This window comes from Xanthomonas sp. A1809 (assembly GCF_017746015.1).
In the GTDB taxonomy this organism is placed as follows: Bacteria; Pseudomonadota; Gammaproteobacteria; order Xanthomonadales; family Xanthomonadaceae; genus Xanthomonas; species Xanthomonas euvesicatoria.
Window position 1 is genome coordinate 1 of record NZ_JAGHWZ010000004.1, and the last position, 21,209, is coordinate 21,209.

A 21,209-nucleotide genomic window follows, 5' to 3' on the forward strand; every position below is an offset into this window, starting at 1 on the left:
CCCGATCCAGCGATCCAACGCGTACCGTGCTCTGCTCAATGAAGCCCTCTCCGACGAACTGCTCGCCAACATTCGTCTTCATCTACAGCAGCAGCGAGCCCTGGGCCACGACGCCTTCCGCACAATGGTCGAAGCCAAGACCCACCGCTTTGCAGGCGTCAGGCCCGCTCATCGGCCACGCAAACCGAACACCGCCGAGTGATAAGTTAACCTGCCTCCGTTACTTGCGATGATATGGCTAAAATTTTCGCCCAATTGGCCGATATCGCCTGAGCGGCTTAGTGCGAGCTAACTTCTTTAGGAGAAGCATCAATGGATTGGTTTGACTTTCTCACCAATAAAGTTGCTTTAGGATCAATCACCGGCATCATCGTTGCCGCAGCTATCACCTGCTGGCGGGCTGGATCTTTTCATCCTGTCAACGCTAGGCTCCTGCGTTTCTTCATTGCCAGGGACGAGATTGAAGATCCGGTGATCAAGAAGAACTTGGCGGACCAGGCTGCACTGGTTAGCTTTCGTATGACCCATGGTGTGCGGTCACAAACGCTTTTGGACGCTCAAAACCTCGCAGCTTTCTCCGAGAAAAGAAATATACCCATTAGCTTGATAGGCAGAGCGGGATGGGCATTCGATCTAAAAAAGCTAGAAATCGTTCCCAAAAGAATTCCCCATTGGGCATGGCCAGCCGGGGCTTCAATTGTCCTATTTCTCCTAATCATTGGAATGATCATCTCAGCGGCTGTGGCTTCAACCGACGATCTGCTAATTACATTGAAGGGCAGCGAAACATCATTATGGTTGACAAGCACCGAAGCCAGGAAAGTCCGCCCGATCTTCGGGAAAAAGGAAAATTTCGTAAAAGACCAATGCTCATCCAGCCAAAAACCGGTCAGCCCACCGGGGTTTAAATCGACCGACCCCAGGACGCTGTGCGATATCTGGGCAGATAACTCATTCGATAAATATTTAGCCCAGGAAATCCCCAAGCAGCGCCGCGTTTTTCTGATGGCCTTAGGTATGCTGACCTGGTATGCGCTTATGATCTTTGGCACAATACGTCAGTGGCTTGCGCAGATTGAGTTGAAAAAAATCCTAGGCAAGGCAGAAACAGAAAAGGCCGAAGCTTGAGATATCGGCCACGCAAGCCGAGCGCCATCAACTGATAAGTTAACCTGACCCCGTTATTTGACCCCGTTATTTGTTCCTTAATTAACCTGTCCGAGAAATCGGGGATGGTCCAACCTGACCCCGTTACCGTTACGCTGGTGCCGTAAAAATGTGGGGATACCTAGGAACCTGACCCCGTTATTAGCCGTTGGAACCTGTCTCACGTTGGCTAGAAAGCTTGCGCACATTGCCCGACGCAGTACGCGAGCAGATGACGCTGGTGCCGTAAAAACGTGGGGATACCTAAGAACCTGACCCCGTTATTACTCCGACTTTCCAACGTAACCCAGTTCTGCCAACCGTCGAAGAACGCGATTAAAGGAATCAGCACCAACAGAGACAAGCTGACGCCAATCAAAATATGGCGGCTGAGTGTTTTTCTTTACCCAAACATCGGTCAAATAATCCCTAAATCCGCTTGCACGTACATAGCGAGCACCAAGCCTATCGTCGTTAACAACCTTGGTCAGCTCAGCCCTGACGTCTGCATCAAATATTGGCGTATCAAATGACATAGCTTCCAAAAACGAAAAATCCCCTACCCATTTCTTACTGACATAGGCGCCGAGCGTAGTTATTCTGAATGCTTCCGGCAGACCTTCTCGCTGAATGTCTCCATCTAATTCAAGAGTCTTTCTTTCAACTGATTCAATCAGCTTTTTTCTATTAAGCCGGATGAGATGATTCGTGATCTGACCACTTGTAAACCCGCGATCCTGCATTTCTTCAATAACAGCAGACATCTTTACAAAGCCATCGGCCGCCCCTGAAATTACGTGATCCCAAGAAAGATAAGACAAGATCAACAGCGACAGGAAATGTTCGTATATATCAGCAGTCGTGACATCGAAAACATTAGAAGCCAGCGACGCCGATTCTTGGAAGTGGGAATAATCACCAAGTAGAGCAGTTTTTGCAAATTCGTGGACTGGAATTATATACCCATCCCCATCCATAACCTTTCCAACAATCCTCTCAGACTGGACATTCGGGTTTCCAAAAAACCTAGCGACAAGCTCCACTGCAATTCTTATATTTCCGGAAGATACATTAACAATAAACTCCATTATATCTTTGTTTCTTGACATCGAATTTCTAAGGACATCTATCAAGATAGATAGTGACTCCAAGTGAAGCGAGACCCCTCCAATCGATTGAATTGGAAGACGACCCTCCGCCATTTTCTTAGCAAAAACAAGACGCTTTTCAATAGCATCTTCCAGCTTTGGTGGTGGAATAACGAACACCTTAGACGGATATGCAGAGACAGCACCACTTCTCTTCGAAGCATGAAATGTCTGAGGCCGTAGAGCGATGAACACAACCGAAGACCAATGCGCGCTAAGCTCCTGTGCGATAACAAAAGCATCGGTCTGTACCGACGTACTCCGCTGATCAGCATTGTCAATCACAAATACGATCTGAGCAGTACGCGATTTTGCGACAAAAGCTAAAACCCTCTTCAAGTGACTTTCGCGCCTAGATGCCAAGCCCATCAATAGTGTGAGCCGCTGTTCTTGAAAGGAGGACTCATTAATATCTCGAAGTTGAGACATTATCCCGGTATCAAATTCATTCAACTCAGCTTTATATATGCTTTCAAGCATCTTCGCGTCCATCTTATTGACACCAAGATCCTCTCGAAGCGTAACTTCCACTTGTTCAAGAAGTGCATCTTTAGTTTCTTTAACTAGCGCACCTTCCGAACCCAGGTCAAAGTAGATGCTTATTACCTTTTTAAAGACATCGCTTGCACTCACTTTCATTAGGTGCTTCAGAAATGACGTTTTTCCTACACCTACATCACCTAGCAGAACTAGGGGGCGGCGAGCAAGGGCTTCAGCCAAGACCTTCTCGCTAAACTCTCCTTTACGCGAATTCCTAGGATTTACCTGCTCCAGCTTGCTTCCAGTAACACCAGAAGGAAATAGTGCAGCGTATCGGGCTGCAACGATACTCTTACCAAGCATCGAGTATTGAGAAATAGGACCACTTTCGCAATAACACTCTCGCAGAAACTCTGTCTCTACACCATCAGACCTACCTAAATCCTCGATTACAAGCGACGCCGCATTGCGCAGTGTTTCTTGGAAATCACTTGAATAGGAATAGTCGTGATATTGAATGCATAATGAGGAGAGTTTAGGTGGCGTGACAGCAGAACTTTTCCCACTGAGAATCGGCCTATATCGCTGCTCGGTGACTCCTGGACGTGAGATAGTGTCGAAGACCATAACGAAGTTCCTTACGATTTCGTCGTAGCCGTCAAAAACCAGCGCATCACCGGAAAGCGGAGAAAGACCGTCGTTGCGTGTCGCCATGAATATTATTAGCTGAGACGCGTTACTTACCACCGCAAGCTCGACACCTCTTGACTGGCAGTACTTTTGCGCCTGGAGGACAGCATCTCCAACTTCTTTAGAGAATGCACAGAGTGAGTCAAGACGCACTCGCACGCCTGATTTTGGGCCTCTTGGCGGAAATTTAAACTGATCCGATGATCGCTTGGCCTCAACAATTAGCGATCGGGGAGCACCACATTCGTAGTCGGTACGCTCTCCCGACTGCGCAACTTCGACCTTTGTTTCTACGACGTCCCATCCAAGGCAATTCCGCAGGAACAAATCAATGAATGAAAATCGGGTTTGGGCTTCATTTGAAAGGTCACCAAGTGGTGAGTATTCCGCAACGAGCTTCTTCAAATTATCCAAGCCAACACTATATTCGATTGACATCCTGCATCCTCTCACTCAATTAGTTCATATTAGCCAACTAAACTCGCAATGGTAGGTGGCTGCACTTATCGAAAAAAGGGCGGCCAATGGCCGCCCTTTCTTATCAGTCAGTTCCTAAACTACTCAAACCCCAACAGGATTTGCCTTCTCAGGATCAATCTTGTACTGCTTGATCGCCCGGGCCACATCCTTGCCCGTCATCTTGCCGTCCTTCGCCAGCGCGGCAATCGCCGCATGTGCGATGTAGTAACGGTCCACTTCGAAGAAGCGGCGCAGGTTGGCACGCGTATCCGAGCGACCGAAGCCATCCGTGCCGAGCACGGTGTAGGTCATCGGGACGAAGGCGCGGATCTGGTCGGCGAAGGCGCGCACGTAGTCGGTGGCGGCGATGGCCGGGCCCTGGCGGCCTTCCAGCAGCTGGGTGACGTAGGGCTTGCGCTGTTCGGCTTCCGGGTGCAGGCGGTTCCAGCGCTCCACGGCGTAGCCGTCGCGGCGCAGTTCGTTGAAGCTGGGGCAGGACCAGATGTCGGCGGTGACGCCGAAGTCCTTGTCCAGCAGTTCCGCGGCGGCAATGGCTTCGCGCAGGATGGTGCCCGAGCCCAGCAGCTGTACGCGCAGCTCGCCCTTCTTGGGCTTGCCGGCGTCGGTGAGCAGGTACATGCCCTTGATGATGCCCTCGGCCGCGCCGTCCGGCATGCCAGGATGGACGTAGTTCTCGTTCATCAGGGTGATGTAGTAGTACTCGTCGATCTGGTCTTCCATCATCGCCTTCATGCCGTGCTGCATGATGACGGTGACTTCGAAGCCGAAGGTCGGGTCGTAGCTACGCACGTTCGGGATGGAGCCGGCAATGACCTGGCTGAAGCCGTCTTCGTGCTGCAGGCCTTCGCCATTGAGCGTGGTGCGGCCGGCGGTACCACCGAGCAGGAAGCCACGCGTGCGCATGTCCGCTGCCTGCCAGGCGATGTCGCCCACGCGCTGGAAGCCGAACATGGAGTAGTAGATGTAGAACGGCAGCATCGGCACATCCGACACCGAGTAGCTGGTGCCGGCGGCCATCCACGAGGCGATGGCGCCCGGCTCGCTGATGCCCTGCTGCAGCACCTGGCCGGTCTGGTCTTCGCGGTAGTACATCAGCTGGTCGGCATCGACCGGCTTGTACTTCTGGCCGAACGGGGCATAGATGCCGATCTGGCGGAACATGCCTTCCATGCCGAAGGTGCGCGCTTCATCGGCCACGATCGGCACGATGCGCGGGCCCAGTTCCTTGTCGCGCAGGGCGATGTTGAGGCTCTGCACGAAGGACATGGTGGTGGAATACGTGCGCTCGCCGCTGTCCTTGAGCAGGCGCTCGAACTTGTCGAGCGTGGGCGCGACGAACGACTTGCTGGCCTTGGGACGGCGCGAGGGCAGGAAGCCGCCCAGCACGTTGCGGCGTTCTTTGAGGTACTGCACTTCCGGGGAATCTTCGCCGGGGTGGTAGAACGGCACCTGGCCGTCTTCCAGCTGGGCGTCGGTGACCGGGATGTTGAAGCGGTCGCGGAAGTGCTTGACCGCCGCATCGTCCAGCTTCTTGGTCTGGTGGGTGGGGTTGAGCGCCTCACCAGCCGAACCCATGCCGTAGCCCTTGACCGTCTTGGCCAGAATCACGGTGGGCATGCCGGTGGTGTTCACGGCCTGGTGGTAGGCGGCATACACCTTGTGCGGGTCGTGGCCGCCACGGTTCAGGCGCCAGATGTCGTCGTCGGACAGGCCGGCGACCATGGCCGCGGTCTCCGGGTACTTGCCGAAGAAATTGGCGCGCGTGTAGGCGCCGCCGAAGGCCTTGCAGTTCTGGTATTCGCCGTCGACGGTTTCCATCATCAACTTGCGCAGCACACCGTCGGTGTCCTTGGCCAGCAGCGCGTCCCAGTAGCCGCCCCAGAGCAGCTTGATGACGTTCCAGCCGCCGCCACGGAACACGCCTTCCAGTTCCTGGATGATCTTGCCGTTGCCGCGCACCGGGCCGTCCAGGCGCTGCAGGTTGCAGTTGACCACGAAGATGAGGTTGTCCAGGCCTTCGCGGCCGGCCAGCGCGATGGCGCCGAGGGTTTCGGGTTCGTCCGATTCGCCGTCGCCGATGAAGCACCACACCTTGCGGTCGGACTTCTCGATGAGACCGCGGTTTTCCAGGTAGCGCATGAACTGCGCCTGGTAGATGGCGGCCAGCGGGCCCAGGCCCATCGACACGGTGGGGGTTTGCCAGAACTCGGGCATCAGCCACGGGTGCGGGTAGGAGGAGATGCCCTGGCCGTCCACTTCCATGCGGAAATTGTCCAGCTGGGACTGGCTGATGCGGCCTTCGAGGAAGGCGCGGGCGTAGATCCCCGGGGCGCTATGGCCCTGGATGAACAGCAGATCGCCCGGATGGTTGTCCGAAGGCGCACGCCAGAAGTGGTTGAAGCCCACGTCGTACAGCGTGGCGCTGGAGGCGAAGGAGGCGATGTGGCCGCCCAGGTCACCCGGCTTGCGGTTGGCCCGCACGACGGTGGCCATGGCGTTCCAGCGGATGATCGAGCGGATCTTCCACTCCAGCGCGGAGTCGCCGGGGTGCTTGGCCTCGTTGGCCGGGGAGATGGTGTTGACGTACTCGGTGGTGGGCGAGAACGGCAGGTAAGCGCCGGCGCGGCGGGTCTGTTCGACCATGCCTTCCAGCAGCTGATGGGCGCGCTCCGGGCCTTCGACGTCGATGACGGCCTTGATCGATTCGAGCCACTCCTGCGTCTCAAGCGGGTTCGGATCGTTGTGCAGCACTTCGTTCAACCAGTTCATTAGCGCTCCCGGGGGGACACACCCCGCGGGTGTGTCGACATCGTGAATTCGTGAACCCCCAAGTGTACCGCACGCACCTGTTGCCATTCCTCGCTACGGGTGCGTATGGAATGGGACGCTGTTGTGCGCTGCGTGGAGCCTGGGTGCCTGTTGAAACGCCGATGCGGCGCAGCGGGCGCGGCCGGTGTACGACCAAAGGATGAGGGGCAGCGGCAGGCGATGGCCGGGCGCTGCCGCATCGAGTGGGCCGCTGTGCATGCCCGCCCGTAGGAGCGCACCTGGGCGCGAGAGGCTTTCTCGGTGACGCCTCGCGCCCAGGTGCGCTCCTACGCGATGGCGGAGTCTGTGGGTTCGGCTGGGTGCCGTCGCCAGAACATCCCAGCGGCGGGCGCCGCCGATTGCAGGAGCGCACTTGAGCGCGAGCAGCTTTATCGGTGAAGCCTGTCGCGCCCGGGGGCGCTCCTACGCGATGGCGTGGTCTTTGGGTTTGCCAGGACATCGCCCCGCGGCGGGCGCCGCCCCGTGGCAGCGTGCTGGTCAGAATGCTTGCAGCGCTTCGGTCAGTTGGCCGTTGTTGTTGACTGCGCCCATGGTGTAGCCCTGCCAGCCCGGGTAGGCGTTGGGCTCCCAATAGAACACGCCGAGGACGCGCGCGCCGATGCTGCTGCTGCGGCTGAGCAGGTTGCTGAGCATGGCGCGGGTGGTGGCCGCCTGCTGCCAATCCATGCCGACCTCGGAAATCACCACATCGCTGCCGTAGCGCGCAATCATGTCGCGCATGTTGGTGTCCAGGCGGCTGTTGTAATCCTGCCAGCTGCCAACCGGCGGATAATGCGACATGCCGATCACGTCCCACTTGCCGCCGGCCGAGCGCAGGTTATCGAAGAACCAGCGGAAGTTGGCGTTGTCGTAGCCATTGGCCAGATGCACGACGACCTTGGCGTTGGGATACACCGCCTTGGTGGCGGTGTAGCCGCTGTTGATGAACTGGCCCAGGCTGGCGAAGTTGGGCGTCTTGCCCTCGTTCCACAGCATGCCGCTGTTGATCTCGTTGCCCACCTGCACCCAGCTGACGGTGATGCCGTTGTCCTTGAGGTATTTGAGGATGCCCTGGGTGTGGCTGTACACATCGGTGTTGAGCTGGGCAACGGAGTGGCCGGCCCATGCCGCAGGCTTGGTCTGCTTGCCCGGGTCGGCCCAGCTGTCGCTGTAGTGGAAGTCGATCATGATGCGCATGCCTTGCGCGGCGGCGCGCTTGGCCTTGTCCAGGGTGTCGCGGCCATCGTTCCAGCCGCCGGACGGGTTGACCCAGACGCGCAGGCGAATGGCGTTGCCGCCGACATCCTTGAACAGCTTGATGAAGTCGGTGGTGTTGCCGGCTGCATCGCGAAAGACCTGCGGCGGATTGTTGGCGGCCTGTTGATTGAGCCAGCTGACGTCCGCGCCTTTGGCGATGCCTTGCGCGCTGACGCCGGCGCTGCACAGACACAGCAGCAGGATGAGCCATACACGGTGGTAGTGCCTGCAAAAGATGGTCATGAAACGCTCCCTCGATCGATGGATGTCGCGCCGGTTGGCGCCTTGCTTGATCCCCTGTCTTGCTTGGTGCATGTGCGCGGCGTGGCATGTGCCTGGCCGTGCATCGCTGCAAATCCGTGGCGATTCAAGCACGGCCGTACAGCCCGGTTGAGGCCGCTATAGGTGCGGGGAGTTGTGGCATAGCTCGATGCAGGAAAACCTTGCATTTGCACACGTCGAGCCGGCCGGTTGTTGTGCAGATGCAGCAGCAGCGGTGCGTATGACTGCGCGAATGAACGCAAAAACGCCGGGCAGGCCCGGCGTCTTGATGCAAGGTTCGATGGTGGCGATGTGCAGTCCGGACGGCGTGCGGCATGGGCCGCAGCGTGATGTGTCACTTCACACCCAAACGCTGCAGCGCCACACGCCCCTCAGCCCATGGCACGTGCGCCCTGCTGCTGTTGCTGGGTCTGGGACTGTTGCTGCTCCAATGCCACCGACTGACGCGCCGCGTTTTCGGCGACGCGTTGGCTGCTCTGTTCCAGCGGGGTATTCATTGCCGTCATGGTGTCCACGCTCACGCGCAGCTGTGCCGGGTCGTCGACACGTCCTTGCACGGCGAAGGTGCGTGCGGCATCCGGGCTCATCATCACCGCATCGATGCGCTGGCCACCGGCGGCGTGCATTTCCGATGCGAGCGAACCGGATAGCTGCGCGCTGTGCTGGTCGGGCGTGCGCCCGGCACGTGCGTCCTGCGCATGCACGCCGCGCTGGGCATCCTGGAACAGGCCATTGCCCACGTGCCCGGGTTGATCGATCCGCAAGGAAGTATGGCCGTTGCCATGCTCGCGTGCGTCGCGTTTGGCCGGCTCGCCCGGCGCGAGCGGGCCGCGGATGGCATCGATGGCGTCCTGGCCGAGGCCCTTCGGCCCCCGGCTCAACAAGGTGATCCCAGCCCGGATCTCGTCCAGATCGGATCGGTACTCGTTGATCATTCGCTTGTTTTGATCCGCGAGTTCACGCGCCTGCGGGTTGTTGAGCGGAGAGCGCTCATCCAGGAAGTTTTTGATGGTGTGCGAGCCGAGCGAACTGACCGCAGATGTCACAGGTGAATCGGGAATCAGGAAATTCAACCTGCTGTTGCTGTAGCCCATCGCACTGAGCGTCGCGATCTCGTTGGGCCTGGCATACACACGCACTTCTCCGTAATGCGGAGATGCTGCGCTCACCGGATCAGCGGCCATGACATGGTTGATCACGCTGTTGCCCCCTTCCGGGATGCGATACGCCAAGCTCGCTGCACCGTAAGCGTTGAAGGTTTCGCCTTTCAGATCGAAGTGGTGGGCGCTGACCTGGGCAAGCGCTCCGCCGAGCGAATGGCCAGTCACGGTCACCTCGGGAGCGTGCCCGGTGCGCTGCTCCTGCTTGGCTGCATAGCCAAGTGCACTTTTCGTCAGGGCGATCGCATCTTCCGCTTGCGGATTGATGCGCTGAAGCACCATGGAGCCATCTGCCTGTATCGCATCACGCAGGATTTCCTCGGTACCCCGGTGGGCGACGACGATATCGCCGCCGCCGACGCGTTGATAGATTGTTCCCTGATAGCCCGTCTTTGGATTATTGACGTGCTCTAGGATTTCGTAGCTCTCGCCGCCAACATCCACTCGCTCACGGTCACCAGGGCCGCGCTTACCGACCTTGTGATCGACGTAACCCTCGTTAGAAAGAATGGCGTATTGCTGCGAGGTAGGCTTCACGGCGAGACCTCTTTGGCGGCAAGGGTTATCGAGAATAACTGGTCGCGCAATTCCGGCTTGAAATCCGCCGCCGAGGGCAAGCCGTTATCGGCATAGTCTGCAATGTCTTCCTTGGGATACCCGCCCTTCCAGAAGTACAGAGTAACCGGCTTGCCTGCAATGACATCCTTGGTCTCGATGAATGGCAGAAATGCGGTCTCCTCTTTTTTACCTGTGGCCTTCAGGGACACCCGTGCTCCCGTCATGCCCCAGTGACAGACCCCACGTCCGTAATAATCTTCATCGAGCATGAGATCAAGGTAGATGACTCCTTGATATTCCTGCTCGGAGACTTTTTTCAGTACAACCGGCTCGCTGCTTGTGATGCGTTGTCCAACGCCTGTTTGAGGATGAATCTGTCCGCATTCGCTGTCGTTGCTGACGTCGTACTGTGCATACCCATTCACCGCCGCAAACGGACCAGGCGCCTTGTCCAAGGTGAGCGTCAGCGCATAGGCCCTACGCGGACTCGGATTCACCTTGGCAAGACCGCGGCCGCCGGCCTGGACGTCGGCTGCTGCAGTTGCCTCGGTGGCGGGGGAATGGGTCTGGGTCATGCTGGTCTCCGGGGGGTGACAGGCCGTAAGCAAAAGGGCCAGCAGGCTTGGGGTCAACATCTGGCGCAAGGCCGGCCTCCGTGGCAGGTGGGCGGCCAATCTAGTCCGCTCGCGTTCGGCCGGTCAATCGAGACCTCGTGAGGATGAGGCTGCCAGGGAGAGTTGTGCGTGGCAGCAAAGCTGCCATGATCCAGCGCAGCCGCTGCCACGAAGAATGCGCCATGCGCAACCGCCCGCGATCACTGCCACCCCAGACATCGGTCGCCGCGCGCATGCCCTGGCGCCGCAGCTTGCGCATGCGTGTGCTGCTGGCGGCCACCGCAGTGCTGGTGGCCCTGCTGACGGTGCTGGGCACGGTGTTCTACCTGGGCGCACGCGCCGAGCTGGTGGAGGCGGCGCGTACCGAGGTGGATGGCCTGACCGAACAGACCGCGCGCAGCCTGGCGGCCTTGCTCGATTCGGTGCAGGTGAGCGGGCGCACGCTGGCCGCCAGCAGTAGCGGCGTGGGGCTGCAGCCGTTCAATCTGCGTGCGTTGCTGCTGGCCACGCTCACCGGCGACCCGGATATCGGGGCGGCGCGCCTGATCATCGCACCGCGTACGCAAAAGGCCGGCGACAGCGGGTTTGTGTGGTACGTGCACCGCAGCGGCACGCGCATCGCAGAAAAATCCGCGCTGGAACTGGGTTATGACTATCGCGCGATGCCCTGGTATCTGCGCACCCAGCGCGAGGGCCGCGCATGGTGGTCCGAGCCCTACCTGGATGCCAACGGCGGCGGCCTGTACACCAGCTACAACCTGCCGCTGCGCCGGCCTGGCGATGCACCGGATACGGCGCCGGTCGGCATGGTGAGCGTGGATCTGCCGCTGCAGCATCTGCGCGAGATCATCGATCAGCTGCCGCGCGATATCGGCATCCAGACGATGCTGCTGTCGCCGGAAGGCCTGCTGGTCTTCAGCCCCGACCCGGCACTGAATCTGCGCCATTCGCTCACGGCCTACGTGGCCCGGTCGCGCCCGGATCTGCGGCCATTGCAGCGCGCCGTCGCTGCCGGCCAGCCGATCTCGTTTTCGCATACCGCGCCCGATGGCGAGCGCTTTCTGACCCACAGCGCGGCGGTGGGGCGCAGCGGCTGGACCTTCGTGCTGTCGGCCTCCGAAGGCTACGTGCTGGCCGGCCTGAACTGGCTGGCGGCGTGGGTGGCGCTGGCCGCGCTGCTGGGCGCGTTGGTGTGGTGGTGGTTGATGCGGCGGATCACGCGCAAGTTGACGCGGCCGATCGAAGAACTGACGGACACCGCCGAGCACTTCCGGCGCGGCGAATTCGAATACCCGTTGCAGCACATCGAACGCGACGACGAGGTAGGCGTGATGGCACGCGCCTTCGACAGCGCACGCGATGCGATCCGCCATCACATCGCCGAGATCGGCGAGATGACCGCCGCGCGCGAACGCATGCACAGCGAGCTGCAGATTGCGCGCGAGATCCAGCAGGCGATGCTGCCTTCCGGGCGCACCTTCGACCGCGCCAGCTCGCATCTGGAAACCTGCGCATGGCTGGAGCCGGCCAAGGCGGTGGGCGGAGATTTCTACCACTTCGTGGAAACCGAACCGGGCCTGCTGTGGTTCGTGGTGGGCGATGTCTCCGACAAGGGCGTGCCGGCGGCCTTGTTCATGGCGCGCGCGGTGAGCGTGCTGGAGATTGCCGCACGGCGGTACACGCGCCCGGACGCGATTTTGATTGCCGCCTCCACGCGGTTGGCCGAAAACAACGAGACCTGCATGTTCGCCACCGTGCTGTGCGGCCTGATCAACGTGGTCAGCGGCGACTACTGGCTGGCCAGCGCCGGGCACGAGCCGCCCTTGTTGATCGATATCGATGGCAAGGCGCGCCCGTTGCCGCTGGAAACCGGTGCACCGCTGGGGATCGAGCCGCAGGAATCCTACCCGGTGCTGCAGGGCCGCATGAGCGCAGGGCAGACCTTGCTGGGCTACACCGATGGCGTGACCGAGGCGATGGACGAGCGCGGCGCCAGCTACGGACTGGAGCGGTTGCTGACGGCGCTGCACCCGCGCCGCAGCGCGGCGGCGCAGTGCAAGGCGGTGATCGCCAATATCGCCCGTTTCACCGGCACGGCCGATCCGTACGACGACATCACGCTGCTGGCGATCCGGCTGCGCCAGGAGCATGCTGGGCGGGTCGCACACGCTGGCCGGGACGCGCCCGGAAAGGCAACGACTGCATGAAGCTCGATTTGGCCATCGCGCCATCGCTGGCCCAGCTGGCGGGCGCCAACGATGCGCTGGAACAATCGCTCACGCTCGAGGGCCTGCACGCCGAGCGCATCGGCCAGGTACGGCTGATCGTGGAAGAGCTCGGCTGCAATGCGCTGACCCACGGCCAGTGCGCGGCACAGCCGCTGCGTTTGCAGCTGCAGCTGGACGCGCAGGCGCTGGTATTGGAAATGCACGATGCAGGCAGCGCTTTCGACCCCTGCGCCGCGCCCATGCCCGAGGTGACCGACGAGCTCGACGACCGCGCCATCGGCGGGCTGGGGTTGTTTCTGGTCCATCAGTTCGCCGATCACATCGACTACCGCCGCGATGGTGCATATAACGTCGTGCGCGTCACCCTGCTGCACCCGTACGCCCCTGTCCCCGAGGCCCTGTCATGACCACGCTCGCCATTCAGATCGACCCGCCGCAAGACACCCGTCAACGCGTCACTCTGACCGGGCGGCTGGACACCCACACCTACCAGGACCTGGACGCGGCACTGTCGCCGTTGCTGGGCACCCGCATCACCACGCTGGTGCTCGACCTGAGCGCACTGGAATACATTTCCAGCGCCGGCATCCGCTGCATCTTCAAGGCGCGCAAGGCGCTGGCCACGCGCCAGGGCAAGGTGCTGGTGAGCAACCCGCAACCGCAGATCCGCAAGGTCTTCGACATGGTCAAGGCGGTGCCGTTGAGCGACGTGTTCGCCTCCACCGAAGAGCTGGACGCGTACCTGGCGGCGATGCAGCGCAAGGTGATCGAACAGAGCGCGCAAAGCGATACGCCGATCGTGCCGCACTTCGCCGAAGCCTGAGCGCAGCTGTACTACCGACGGGGCCCACCGCCGGGCGCGGCAAGGCACGTTGCGGCTTGTACGCGCGCCGTGCGGTCGCTGCGGGCTTTCCATCGGGGCTGACGACTGCGCGCCACATCGATGTCGCCGCCGACGTCGCCTGCGCGCACATGTGGGGACCTGTGCGCGTGGGTGCCGGCACCACCTTGGTTAGGCTATGACGCCCTGCCCTGCGCGTTGCCATGCCCGCACTGATCATCTTCGATTTCGACGGCACGCTTGCCGATTCGTTTGGTTTTTTCCTGAGCACCCAGCGGCTGCTGGCCGAACGGCATGGCTTTCGCGCCGCGCAAGCGCATGAAGTCGACGATGCACGTCGCCTAAGCACGCGCGAATTGCTCAAGGCATCGGGCCTGAGCGCGTGGCGCGTGCCATGGGTGGCGGCCGACTTCATCCGGCTCATGCGCGCCGCGCCACCGGTGGCGTTGTTTCCCGGCATTGCCCACACCGTGGGCGCGTTGCATGCCGGCGGCAGCCGGCTGGCCGTGGTGTCGTCCAACTCCGTGGAGAACGTGCAACGCGCGCTAGGCGCAGAGCTGAGCGCCACATTTGCCGTCATCGAAGGCGGCGCGCATCTGCTGGGCAAACAACGCGCCTTGCGTCGTGTGCTGCGTGCCACCGGGCACACTGCGTCGCAAGCGGTCTACGTGGGCGACCAGGTCGCCGACTGGGAAGCCGCACAGCTCGTGGGTCTGCCGTTTGCCGCAGTGGCCTGGGGCTATGCGCATCCGGACGTGTTCGCCGGGTTGGCCGGAACGCAGTTGATCGAACGCGTGGAAGACTTGCTTGCGTTGAGCGGGGATTAGGCGGCGGAACTGCGCATTGGCAAGCGCTGGGCATTGCCGGTGATGCGTGTCGACATACCCTCATCCGCCCGTCGGGCACCTTCTTGCGATGGGAGGAAGGAAGGCGGGATCTCGGGGCGCCTGGCGCTGCGCCCGGACCGTGCCAATCTCTACACCCCACCTACCCGCGGCAACGGCGCCGGTACGTTCAGCATGCCACCGGCCGCGACATACGCTGCCAGGGCCTGCCCCTGGCTCAACAGGTGCCCGTGCATGGTGCGCTCGGCGCCTTCGGCATCGCCACGTCGCACGCAGTCCATCAGTTGGCGATGTTCCGCCAGCGATTGGGCCATGCGCCCGGGCGTGAGCAACTGACGGCCGCGGTGCATCTTCAAGATGCGGTGCAAATCGTGCGTCACCCGGATCAACCACGGATTGCCGGCGTACTGCTGCACGGTTTCGTGGATCAGGTAATTGTTGCGGTAATACTCGGCCACATCGCCGGCCGCCGATGCGGCTTCCATTGCCGCGTGCAGCTCTTCCAGGCGCTGCACGCCGGCCGCATCGATGCGCTTGACCGCATCGTGCGCGCAGCGGCCTTCCAGCATCGCCATCACAGGAAACAACTGGTTGAGGTCTTCCAGCGTCAGCCGGGTGACCCGGCTGCCGCGGCCGGCATCCAGTTGCACCAGGCCTTCGGCCGCGAGCAGCTTGAGACTTTCGCGCAGCGGCGTGCGGCTGATGCCCAGCTCTTCGGCCAGGGCCGGCTCGTCGATCCACTCGCCCGGCGGCAGCGCGTAATCGTAGATCTTCTGACGCAGGCGCTCGGCCACTTCCTCGTACAGCGGCACGCGCTTCTTGGAGGCGCGCGAATCAGGAGCGAGGGTCATGGCGGGCAGGCTGTCGGCATCGGGTCGGGGCACCCATTCTACGTGGGCGCCCCGCTGCGCTGTGGCGCGCGGACCGCATCACAGCCAGCCCGGCACCACGAAGACCAGCCACGCCGCCAGCGGCCCCAGCAACACCACCAGGCCGCTGTAGATCAGGAAGCGGCGGAACAGGCCGTCGCGCTCTTCCTTGGCCGCCGAGGCCACCACCAGCGCGCCGTTGGTGGAAAACGGGCTGACGTCGACGATGGTGGAGGACACGGCCAGCGCGCAAATCACCCCGGCCGCGCCCAACTGGCCCTGCATCAGGAATGGCACCGCCAACGGAATGGTGGCGCCCAGTACCGCTGCCGAGGAGGCGAATGCAGAGACGATACCGCCGACGTAGCAGACCAGCAGCGCGCCCAGCAGCGGCATGCCGATGTGCGACACGCCGGTGCCGATGTAGTCCACCGCACCGGATTTTTCCAGCACGGCGATATAGGTCACCACGCCGCTGATCAGCAGCACCGTCGACCAACTGATGCCGTCCACCGCGCCCTTCTGTGCGTTGGGCGAGATCAGCGCCAGGGCCACCGCCACCGTGATCGAGACCAGGCCGACGTTGAGGTTGTAGATCAGCGCAGCAACGCCCAGGCCCAGCAGGCCGATCAAGGTGATCACGCGGTCGCGGGTGATGAACACCGCCTCCAATGCCAGCGGGTCGGTGGACAGGGTGCCGCCGCCCGGCGCCACCAGCGCGCCATGCCCTTCGATCGCGAAGCCGCGGTGCGATGCCTGGTCGCCGGCAACCGCCACGTACTGCGCATCGGCCAGCGACAGCTCCTGCCGGCGCATCAGCTTCAACCCACCGAAGGCGCAGAAGCAGATGATCGCCATCATCAGGTTGAAGCCCAGGCTGGTGAGGAACACCGCCATCTCGCTGACGTCCAGCCCGGCTTTTTCGACCACCTTGTTGGTGATGCCGCCATACACGCTGATCGGCGAGAAGCCGCCGCCCTGTGCACCGTGGATCACCAGCAGGCCCATCATCAACGGGTTGATGCGGTACTGCTTGGCGAAGCGCAGCGCCACCGGCCCGATGATGGCCACCGCTGCCGGCCCCAGCGCACCGAAGGCGGTCAGCAGCCCGGTGATGACGAACATCACCCAGGGGATGGCGACGATGCGCCCCCGCACCGCGCGCACCGCCCAGTGCACCAGCAAATCGATGGTGCCGTTTTTCTGCGCGATGGCGAACAGATAAGTAATGCCCACCAAGGTCAGGAACAGGTCGCCGGGAAAGCCGGCCAGCACTTCCTTGCCCTCCAGCCCCACCCACACGCCGCCAATGATGAAGGCCAGCGCGAACGCCACCGCCCCCATGTTGATGGGCAATGCGGTGGCGACGATGAACATGATCACCAAGCCAAGAATCGTTGCAATTTGCGGGGTCATGCGCCCTCCCAGACACCTGATACGCGTACAACACGGATGGCCGCCCGCCACCCTGGGGTCACACCGTGTGCAGCACCTGCCGGACCGTCATGCCGCGCGCTCGCACGCAGCCGTGACCCATTCGAGAACACCGTGAATGCTGTGGAATTCGTCCACCGAGCGCGCTTCGCATGCCGGCAGCACCTCGCGCGCCATCCGCGCCAATGCGCTGCCGGGGCCGAGTTCGAGAAACACGCGTGCGCCGCGCTCGGCGGCTTGCACCAGCACGTCGTACCAACGCACGGTCTGCGCGATCTGCCTGGACAGCGAGTCGACCACCAGGGCGTGCGTACCGACCGCACGCGCATCGATGCCTGCCAAGACGCGCAGCTTGGGCGCGACGAGGTCTGCGGTTGCCAGTTCAATGGCAAAGCCTTCGGCAGCCGCGCTCAACCACGGCGTGTGCGCCGGCACGCTGACCGGCAGCAGCGTGACGCGCGCACCTTGTGCGCTGGCAGCCTCGCCAAGCGCCTGCAATGCAGTGCGCGGGCCGCCGAGTACGGCATGATCGTCGCCGTTGATGATGGCGAGCGCTGCGCCGTGCGTGTGGCACAGCGTCTCCAGGCCGCGTAAGGGCACACCGACCACCGCCATCAGCCCTGCCTGCTGCGGGCTGGCCGCATCCATCAACCGGGCGCGCGTCGCTGCCAGCTGCAGGCAGGTGTCGATGGACATGCTGCAGGCCACCGCATGGGCGGCAAGCTCGCCAACGCTATAGCCGAGCACCATCAGCGGCGTGGGAAGTTGCGCATGTAGCACCTGCCAGTGCGCCAGCGTACCGGCGCAGACCAGTGGCTGTGCGATGGCATTGGCGTAGCGGTCCGGATCTGCGGCCAGTGTTCGTGGTGCGGCGCCAAGCACGCGCTGTGCGCTGGCGAGGACAGCGGCTACCGCGGGCGCATCGCCGACACGCGCGAACATCTCGGCATGTTGGCCGCCTTGGCCGGGGCAGAGCACGGCCAGGCTCATGCGGTGACCTGACCGTTTTTGCAGAAATGCCTTGCGCGCATGCTGCCGTGTTCCGTATTGCAAGCGATGTGGCGAGACACCTGGATGCGAAGGTCGACTGAGGAGCAATGTGCGACGTATGTTGCGACGGCGGGCAGGCCAGCCGGCGTTGCGCCGATGAGCAGAACGCCGCGGCAGTGCGCCTGCGCATGCACCACATGTTCTGCAGCCAGCGAGCAAACGCGGCTCATGCCAGCTCCTGCCGATGCAGGAACCATGCACAGGCCAGCAGATCCGCGCTGCCGCCAGGGCTCAGGCGACGCGCGACAAACTGCTGGCCGATGGCATGCAACTGCGCGCGCCACTGCGGGTGCGCAACGCCGCCGTCGGCAAGGAAGGCTGCCGCCTGCGCCTTGGCGAATGCCAGGCCCTCCGCCCCGCCACGATGCAAAAGATTGAGATCGTCCACCTGGGCGATGAGCTGCATCAAGGTCTGCACCAACGCCGCTTCACGCGTGGCGCCCCCCGCAAGCGCGGTACGCAACGCAGGCAGGGCGATCTCGCGCAGCACCGGATACCCTGCCGCGGCGTGTTCGCGCACGCCACTGATGCGGTACTGCGCACGCACCCGCTGGCCATGGCTGTGCGGATCCAACGGTGCAGCCTGCAATGCATCGCGCCAGGCGCGTACGCCATTGCAGACCTGTTCTGCAGTAGGTCGCCGCCGCTGCACAACCCACAGGCGTGCAGCCTGCGCAGTGAGCAGGCCAAGACTGAAAACCGCGCCGCGATGCGTATTGATGCCACGGGTAGCGCGCAACATCGCGGACTCGGCCCCGATACCCAGCTCGCGGAGCCGCTCGAATGGCGCATGGTCGATGCCGGCCTGGGCAATGGCGACAAAATAGCCACGCAAGGCGAACAGGCTACGCATGAAGGTGGCGGCATCCATGTCGGTGTGGCTGCCGCTGTCGAACGGCGTCACCAAGCCCGGCTTGGGCGCGCAGGCCAGCTCTGCATGCAGGGCGCCAACCGCCAGACGTGCGAGCTGGTAGGCAGCATCGCGCGGCAGTGCAGGCGCACCGGCAACCCAGGTTTGCTGCAGCTGTGCGCTCATGCCGCATTCCGGATCGGAAACAGCGCAGCACGCGGCAATAACCGGCAGTCCTGGTTGGATTTCACCAACACTTGTTGCGCAGTGCCGGCGTACTCGCGCCAGTTCACCGCGTTGTCTTCGGGCAACAGCAGTTCGCCATCGGCACGCAGCCCGTGCTGCTGCTCCCAGCGCTGCAGCAGCGTGACCAGCGCGCGTGCTTGCTCTGGCGTTCCGATGGGCCACAGCAGATCCAGATCCGATTGCGCGTGCACATACGTCAGGCCGGTCAGGGCGTGCCAGGCAAAGCTGCCGAAGACGTGCGGGCGCAACGCATGTGCGCGCGCTTGAGCGAGCAGGGCCTGCAGTACCGGCTGCACCGCGACAGGCGCCTGTGGCGTCACCGCATCCAGTGTCAGCGGGGCAGTGCAGCGTGCGATATCGGCCACGTGCGCCTGCAGGGCCAAACGCTGCTTGCCTTCGCTGGGCGGCAGCGGCACGCCAAGCCGAACGCTGCCGGGTGCCTGACTGCCATCGCCACGCGCCACTACCGCTGGCAGGCCGGCCGCGAACCACTGCCGCAGCCGTGGCTGCGCGCCAGGCGTGACGGCCTGCCACTGCGCATCTTCGCGCAACCACACCAGAGCGTGGCGGCCGGCCATGCTCAGGCCTCGCCCGCAGCCACGGCGCTGGCGACATCGCGCGCCAGCGTGCGCCCGCCGCGTTGCGCGCCGCGTGCACGGCGCTGGTCGCCGTCGACCGGCGCGGCCAGTGCGTCGAGCAGCGCCTGCGCCAGATCGCCTTCCCACAGCGATTCCACCGCGCCCATGCGCACGTAATTTTCCACGCCCGGCGCAAACACCGGCGAGCTCTTGCTCAACGCCTGCAAGGTGTCGACCGATTGCTTGGTCACGCGTGCCATCGCACGCAGATCCATGACCCGGATCTGCGCATCGGGCAATGCATGGATATGGTCGGCCATCAGCCCGAACGACAGGAATCCACCGCTGACCGATTCGCCATAAACCAGTGTGACCAGCCGCGCACCGCGCGTGCGTGCCAACTCCAGCGCACGCGCCAGGTGCGCGAAATACCCGTTGATGCCGAGCAGCTCGTCGCGCCGTGCCAGCCGCTGGCCGGCGGTGTCGGCCAGCATCACGATCGGGCGCTGCGGGTATGCGCGGGTACTCGCCAAGACAGTGGCAGCCAGGGCCAAGGCGTGATCGACACCGACTTCGAGCTTGTTGGCGGTACCGATCACGGTGACATCGCCGGCGGCGGTGGTTGCGCTGCCGGTCAGCACATCGTCGTTGCGCGCGATGGCGTGACCGAGCGGAAACAGCTGATCGAGCAAGTGACTCAGGTCCATGGAAGGCTCCGGTCTGCGGTCGCGGCAAGAAAGGCCTCGGTATCGAGCAGCGGCAGGCGCTGCGCATCGACGATGCCTTGGCGCTTCCAGATCTCCAGCCCGTCGCGGCAATCGCCGTAGGCATCGATGCGCGCTGTCAACTGCTGCTGCGCATGCTCCAGCGCCTGCAATGCGGCCTCACCCGTCGCTTCGGTGAGTGCATCGAGCGTGGCCAGCGCTGCATCGGCGAAGGCATCGATGCGATCGGCCACCAACGTGTGGGCTTCGCCAAGCAGGTAGCGGTGTTTGCCGCCGGTGATGCGCCACACCAGCGCACGGTCGCGCGCGTCGAACTCTTCCACCCCGCGCACGGTTTCGATCACGTCCGGGCCGGACAACGACAGGCGGCCTTCTTCGGACATGATCACCGCGCTGCAGCAGCGCGCCACGATGCCCATGCCGCCGAACGCACCGTTGCCGCTGCCGATCAGGGCCAGCACCGGCACACCGGCGGCACGCGCGCTCAAGGTGGCACGCATGATTTCGGAAATGGCGATGAGCCCTGCATTGGCTTCGTGCAGACGCACGCCGCCGGTGTCCAGCAGCAATAGCACCGCTGCCGGCTGCGTGGTTGCGGCGCGCTCCAGCAGGCCGGTGAGCTTGGCGCCATGCACTTCGCCCACGCCGCCGCCCATGAAGGCGCCTTGCTGCGCCGCGATCAACACGTTGCGGCCGCGCAAAGTGCCTTCGCCCACCACGATGCCGTCGTCGAAGGCGCCGGGTGTGTCCAGTTGTGCCAGGTGCGGGCTGATCAAGCGACGCCGCGGACCAACGAATTCGCGAAAGCTGCAGGCATCCAGCAGACCCTCGATACGTTCGCGGGCATCGGCTTCGTAGTAGCTGCGCTGGGCCATGGGAACGGTGCTCATGTGCGACTCCCGATGACTTGCGTAGGAGCG

The 21,209-nt window shown here is 62.5% G+C and carries 18 protein-coding genes and 1 pseudogene; 6 read left to right on the top strand and 13 right to left on the bottom strand.

Annotated features, from left to right (window positions below; translation table 11 throughout):
• Positions 1 to 202, top strand: a pseudogene (locus J7396_RS03890) (transposase); the annotation flags it as partial.
• 110 nt (positions 203 to 312) lie between these two features.
• Positions 313 to 1,128 (top strand): DUF6216 family protein, encoded by an 816-nt coding sequence (locus J7396_RS03895; protein WP_209261018.1) that lies wholly within the window; start codon positions 313 to 315, stop codon positions 1,126 to 1,128.
• Between the two features lie 302 nt (positions 1,129 to 1,430).
• Here the strand turns inward: J7396_RS03895 and J7396_RS03900 are convergent, their stop codons facing one another.
• The 5 genes from J7396_RS03900 to J7396_RS03920 all read right to left on the bottom strand — a co-directional run bounded on the left by J7396_RS03900 (position 1,431) and on the right by J7396_RS03920 (position 10,584).
• Positions 1,431 to 3,902 carry a hypothetical protein gene (locus tag J7396_RS03900; protein ID WP_127167662.1) on the bottom strand — a complete coding sequence of 824 codons (2,472 nt, stop codon included), beginning with the start codon at positions 3,900 to 3,902 and terminating at the stop codon, positions 1,431 to 1,433.
• Between the two features lie 123 nt (positions 3,903 to 4,025).
• Positions 4,026 to 6,713, bottom strand: a complete 2,688-nt coding sequence (aceE, locus tag J7396_RS03905; RefSeq protein WP_209261019.1) for a pyruvate dehydrogenase (acetyl-transferring), homodimeric type — start codon at positions 6,711 to 6,713, stop codon at positions 4,026 to 4,028.
• A 537-nt stretch (positions 6,714 to 7,250) separates the two neighbouring features.
• Positions 7,251 to 8,252, bottom strand: a complete 1,002-nt coding sequence (locus tag J7396_RS03910; protein ID WP_209261020.1) for an arabinogalactan endo-1,4-beta-galactosidase — start codon at positions 8,250 to 8,252, stop codon at positions 7,251 to 7,253.
• 410 nt (positions 8,253 to 8,662) lie between these two features.
• A complete protein-coding gene (locus J7396_RS03915) occupies positions 8,663 to 9,988 on the bottom strand; it encodes an XVIPCD domain-containing protein (RefSeq protein ID WP_008576618.1) in 1,326 nt (441 codons plus the stop codon).
• The gene (locus J7396_RS03920) at positions 9,985 to 10,584 is read right to left on the bottom strand and encodes a hypothetical protein (RefSeq protein WP_209261021.1); all 600 of its coding nucleotides are present in this window, start codon (positions 10,582 to 10,584) and stop codon (positions 9,985 to 9,987) included. Before J7396_RS03920 ends, J7396_RS03915 begins: the two co-directional genes overlap by 4 nt.
• Positions 10,585 to 10,721: 137 nt before the next feature.
• Between J7396_RS03920 and J7396_RS03925 the strand changes: the two genes are divergently transcribed.
• The 4 genes from J7396_RS03925 (at position 10,722) to J7396_RS03940 (ending at position 14,519) form a co-directional block, all read left to right on the top strand.
• Positions 10,722 to 12,830 (top strand): SpoIIE family protein phosphatase, encoded by a 2,109-nt coding sequence (locus J7396_RS03925; RefSeq protein ID WP_011346239.1) that lies wholly within the window; start codon positions 10,722 to 10,724, stop codon positions 12,828 to 12,830.
• A complete protein-coding gene (locus J7396_RS03930; RefSeq protein WP_007969522.1) occupies positions 12,827 to 13,258 on the top strand; it encodes an ATP-binding protein in 432 nt (143 codons plus the stop codon). Before J7396_RS03925 ends, J7396_RS03930 begins: the two co-directional genes overlap by 4 nt.
• Positions 13,255 to 13,674, top strand: a complete 420-nt coding sequence (locus J7396_RS03935; RefSeq protein WP_008576612.1) for an STAS domain-containing protein — start codon at positions 13,255 to 13,257, stop codon at positions 13,672 to 13,674. Before J7396_RS03930 ends, J7396_RS03935 begins: the two co-directional genes overlap by 4 nt.
• 221 nt (positions 13,675 to 13,895) lie before the next feature.
• Positions 13,896 to 14,519 carry an HAD hydrolase-like protein gene (locus tag J7396_RS03940; protein ID WP_209261022.1) on the top strand — a complete coding sequence of 208 codons (624 nt, stop codon included), beginning with the start codon at positions 13,896 to 13,898 and terminating at the stop codon, positions 14,517 to 14,519.
• A gap of 149 nt (positions 14,520 to 14,668) precedes the next feature.
• Here J7396_RS03940 and J7396_RS03945 read toward each other — a convergent pair whose 3' ends face one another.
• From J7396_RS03945 to J7396_RS03980, 8 genes are all read right to left on the bottom strand, one after another.
• A complete protein-coding gene (locus J7396_RS03945) occupies positions 14,669 to 15,388 on the bottom strand; it encodes a GntR family transcriptional regulator (RefSeq protein ID WP_008576608.1) in 720 nt (239 codons plus the stop codon).
• Positions 15,389 to 15,466: 78 nt separating this feature from the next.
• Positions 15,467 to 16,822, bottom strand: a complete 1,356-nt coding sequence (locus J7396_RS03950; RefSeq protein WP_011346235.1) for an SLC13 family permease — start codon at positions 16,820 to 16,822, stop codon at positions 15,467 to 15,469.
• Positions 16,823 to 16,909: 87 nt separating this feature from the next.
• Entirely contained in the window at positions 16,910 to 17,830 is a 921-nt protein-coding gene (gene mdcH, locus J7396_RS03955; RefSeq protein ID WP_209261023.1) for a malonate decarboxylase subunit epsilon, read from the bottom strand.
• A complete protein-coding gene (locus J7396_RS03960) occupies positions 17,827 to 18,060 on the bottom strand; it encodes a hypothetical protein (RefSeq protein ID WP_209261024.1) in 234 nt (77 codons plus the stop codon). The genes mdcH and J7396_RS03960 overlap by 4 nt, the downstream gene beginning before the upstream one ends.
• Positions 18,057 to 18,926 carry a triphosphoribosyl-dephospho-CoA synthase MdcB gene (mdcB, locus tag J7396_RS03965; RefSeq protein ID WP_209261025.1) on the bottom strand — a complete coding sequence of 290 codons (870 nt, stop codon included), beginning with the start codon at positions 18,924 to 18,926 and terminating at the stop codon, positions 18,057 to 18,059. The genes J7396_RS03960 and mdcB overlap by 4 nt, the downstream gene beginning before the upstream one ends.
• Positions 18,923 to 19,564: a malonate decarboxylase holo-[acyl-carrier-protein] synthase gene (gene mdcG, locus J7396_RS03970; RefSeq protein ID WP_209261026.1), complete on the bottom strand. Its 642-nt coding sequence runs from the start codon at positions 19,562 to 19,564 to the stop codon at positions 18,923 to 18,925. The genes mdcB and mdcG overlap by 4 nt, the downstream gene beginning before the upstream one ends.
• A gap of 2 nt (positions 19,565 to 19,566) precedes the next feature.
• Positions 19,567 to 20,271: a biotin-independent malonate decarboxylase subunit gamma gene (mdcE, locus tag J7396_RS03975; RefSeq protein WP_008577480.1), complete on the bottom strand. Its 705-nt coding sequence runs from the start codon at positions 20,269 to 20,271 to the stop codon at positions 19,567 to 19,569.
• Positions 20,262 to 21,164 carry a biotin-independent malonate decarboxylase subunit beta gene (locus tag J7396_RS03980; RefSeq protein ID WP_209261173.1) on the bottom strand — a complete coding sequence of 301 codons (903 nt, stop codon included), beginning with the start codon at positions 21,162 to 21,164 and terminating at the stop codon, positions 20,262 to 20,264. Before J7396_RS03980 ends, mdcE begins: the two co-directional genes overlap by 10 nt.
• Between the last annotated feature and the right edge of the window lie 45 nt (positions 21,165 to 21,209).

Coding starts and splice junctions, on each gene's coding strand:
- J7396_RS03895 (WP_209261018.1), top strand. CDS start 313: ATGGATTGGTTTGACTTTCTCACCAATAAAGTTGCTTTAGGATCAATC.
- J7396_RS03900 (WP_127167662.1), bottom strand. CDS start 3,902: ATGTCAATCGAATATAGTGTTGGCTTGGATAATTTGAAGAAGCTCGTT.
- aceE (WP_209261019.1), bottom strand. CDS start 6,713: ATGAACTGGTTGAACGAAGTGCTGCACAACGATCCGAACCCGCTTGAG.
- J7396_RS03910 (WP_209261020.1), bottom strand. CDS start 8,252: ATGACCATCTTTTGCAGGCACTACCACCGTGTATGGCTCATCCTGCTG.
- J7396_RS03920 (WP_209261021.1), bottom strand. CDS start 10,584: ATGACCCAGACCCATTCCCCCGCCACCGAGGCAACTGCAGCAGCCGAC.
- J7396_RS03930 (WP_007969522.1), top strand. CDS start 12,827: ATGAAGCTCGATTTGGCCATCGCGCCATCGCTGGCCCAGCTGGCGGGC.
- J7396_RS03935 (WP_008576612.1), top strand. CDS start 13,255: ATGACCACGCTCGCCATTCAGATCGACCCGCCGCAAGACACCCGTCAA.
- J7396_RS03940 (WP_209261022.1), top strand. CDS start 13,896: ATGCCCGCACTGATCATCTTCGATTTCGACGGCACGCTTGCCGATTCG.
- J7396_RS03945 (WP_008576608.1), bottom strand. CDS start 15,388: ATGACCCTCGCTCCTGATTCGCGCGCCTCCAAGAAGCGCGTGCCGCTG.
- J7396_RS03950 (WP_011346235.1), bottom strand. CDS start 16,822: ATGACCCCGCAAATTGCAACGATTCTTGGCTTGGTGATCATGTTCATC.
- mdcH (WP_209261023.1), bottom strand. CDS start 17,830: ATGAGCCTGGCCGTGCTCTGCCCCGGCCAAGGCGGCCAACATGCCGAG.
- J7396_RS03960 (WP_209261024.1), bottom strand. CDS start 18,060: ATGAGCCGCGTTTGCTCGCTGGCTGCAGAACATGTGGTGCATGCGCAG.
- mdcB (WP_209261025.1), bottom strand. CDS start 18,926: ATGAGCGCACAGCTGCAGCAAACCTGGGTTGCCGGTGCGCCTGCACTG.
- mdcG (WP_209261026.1), bottom strand. CDS start 19,564: ATGGCCGGCCGCCACGCTCTGGTGTGGTTGCGCGAAGATGCGCAGTGG.
- mdcE (WP_008577480.1), bottom strand. CDS start 20,271: ATGGACCTGAGTCACTTGCTCGATCAGCTGTTTCCGCTCGGTCACGCC.
- J7396_RS03980 (WP_209261173.1), bottom strand. CDS start 21,164: ATGGCCCAGCGCAGCTACTACGAAGCCGATGCCCGCGAACGTATCGAG.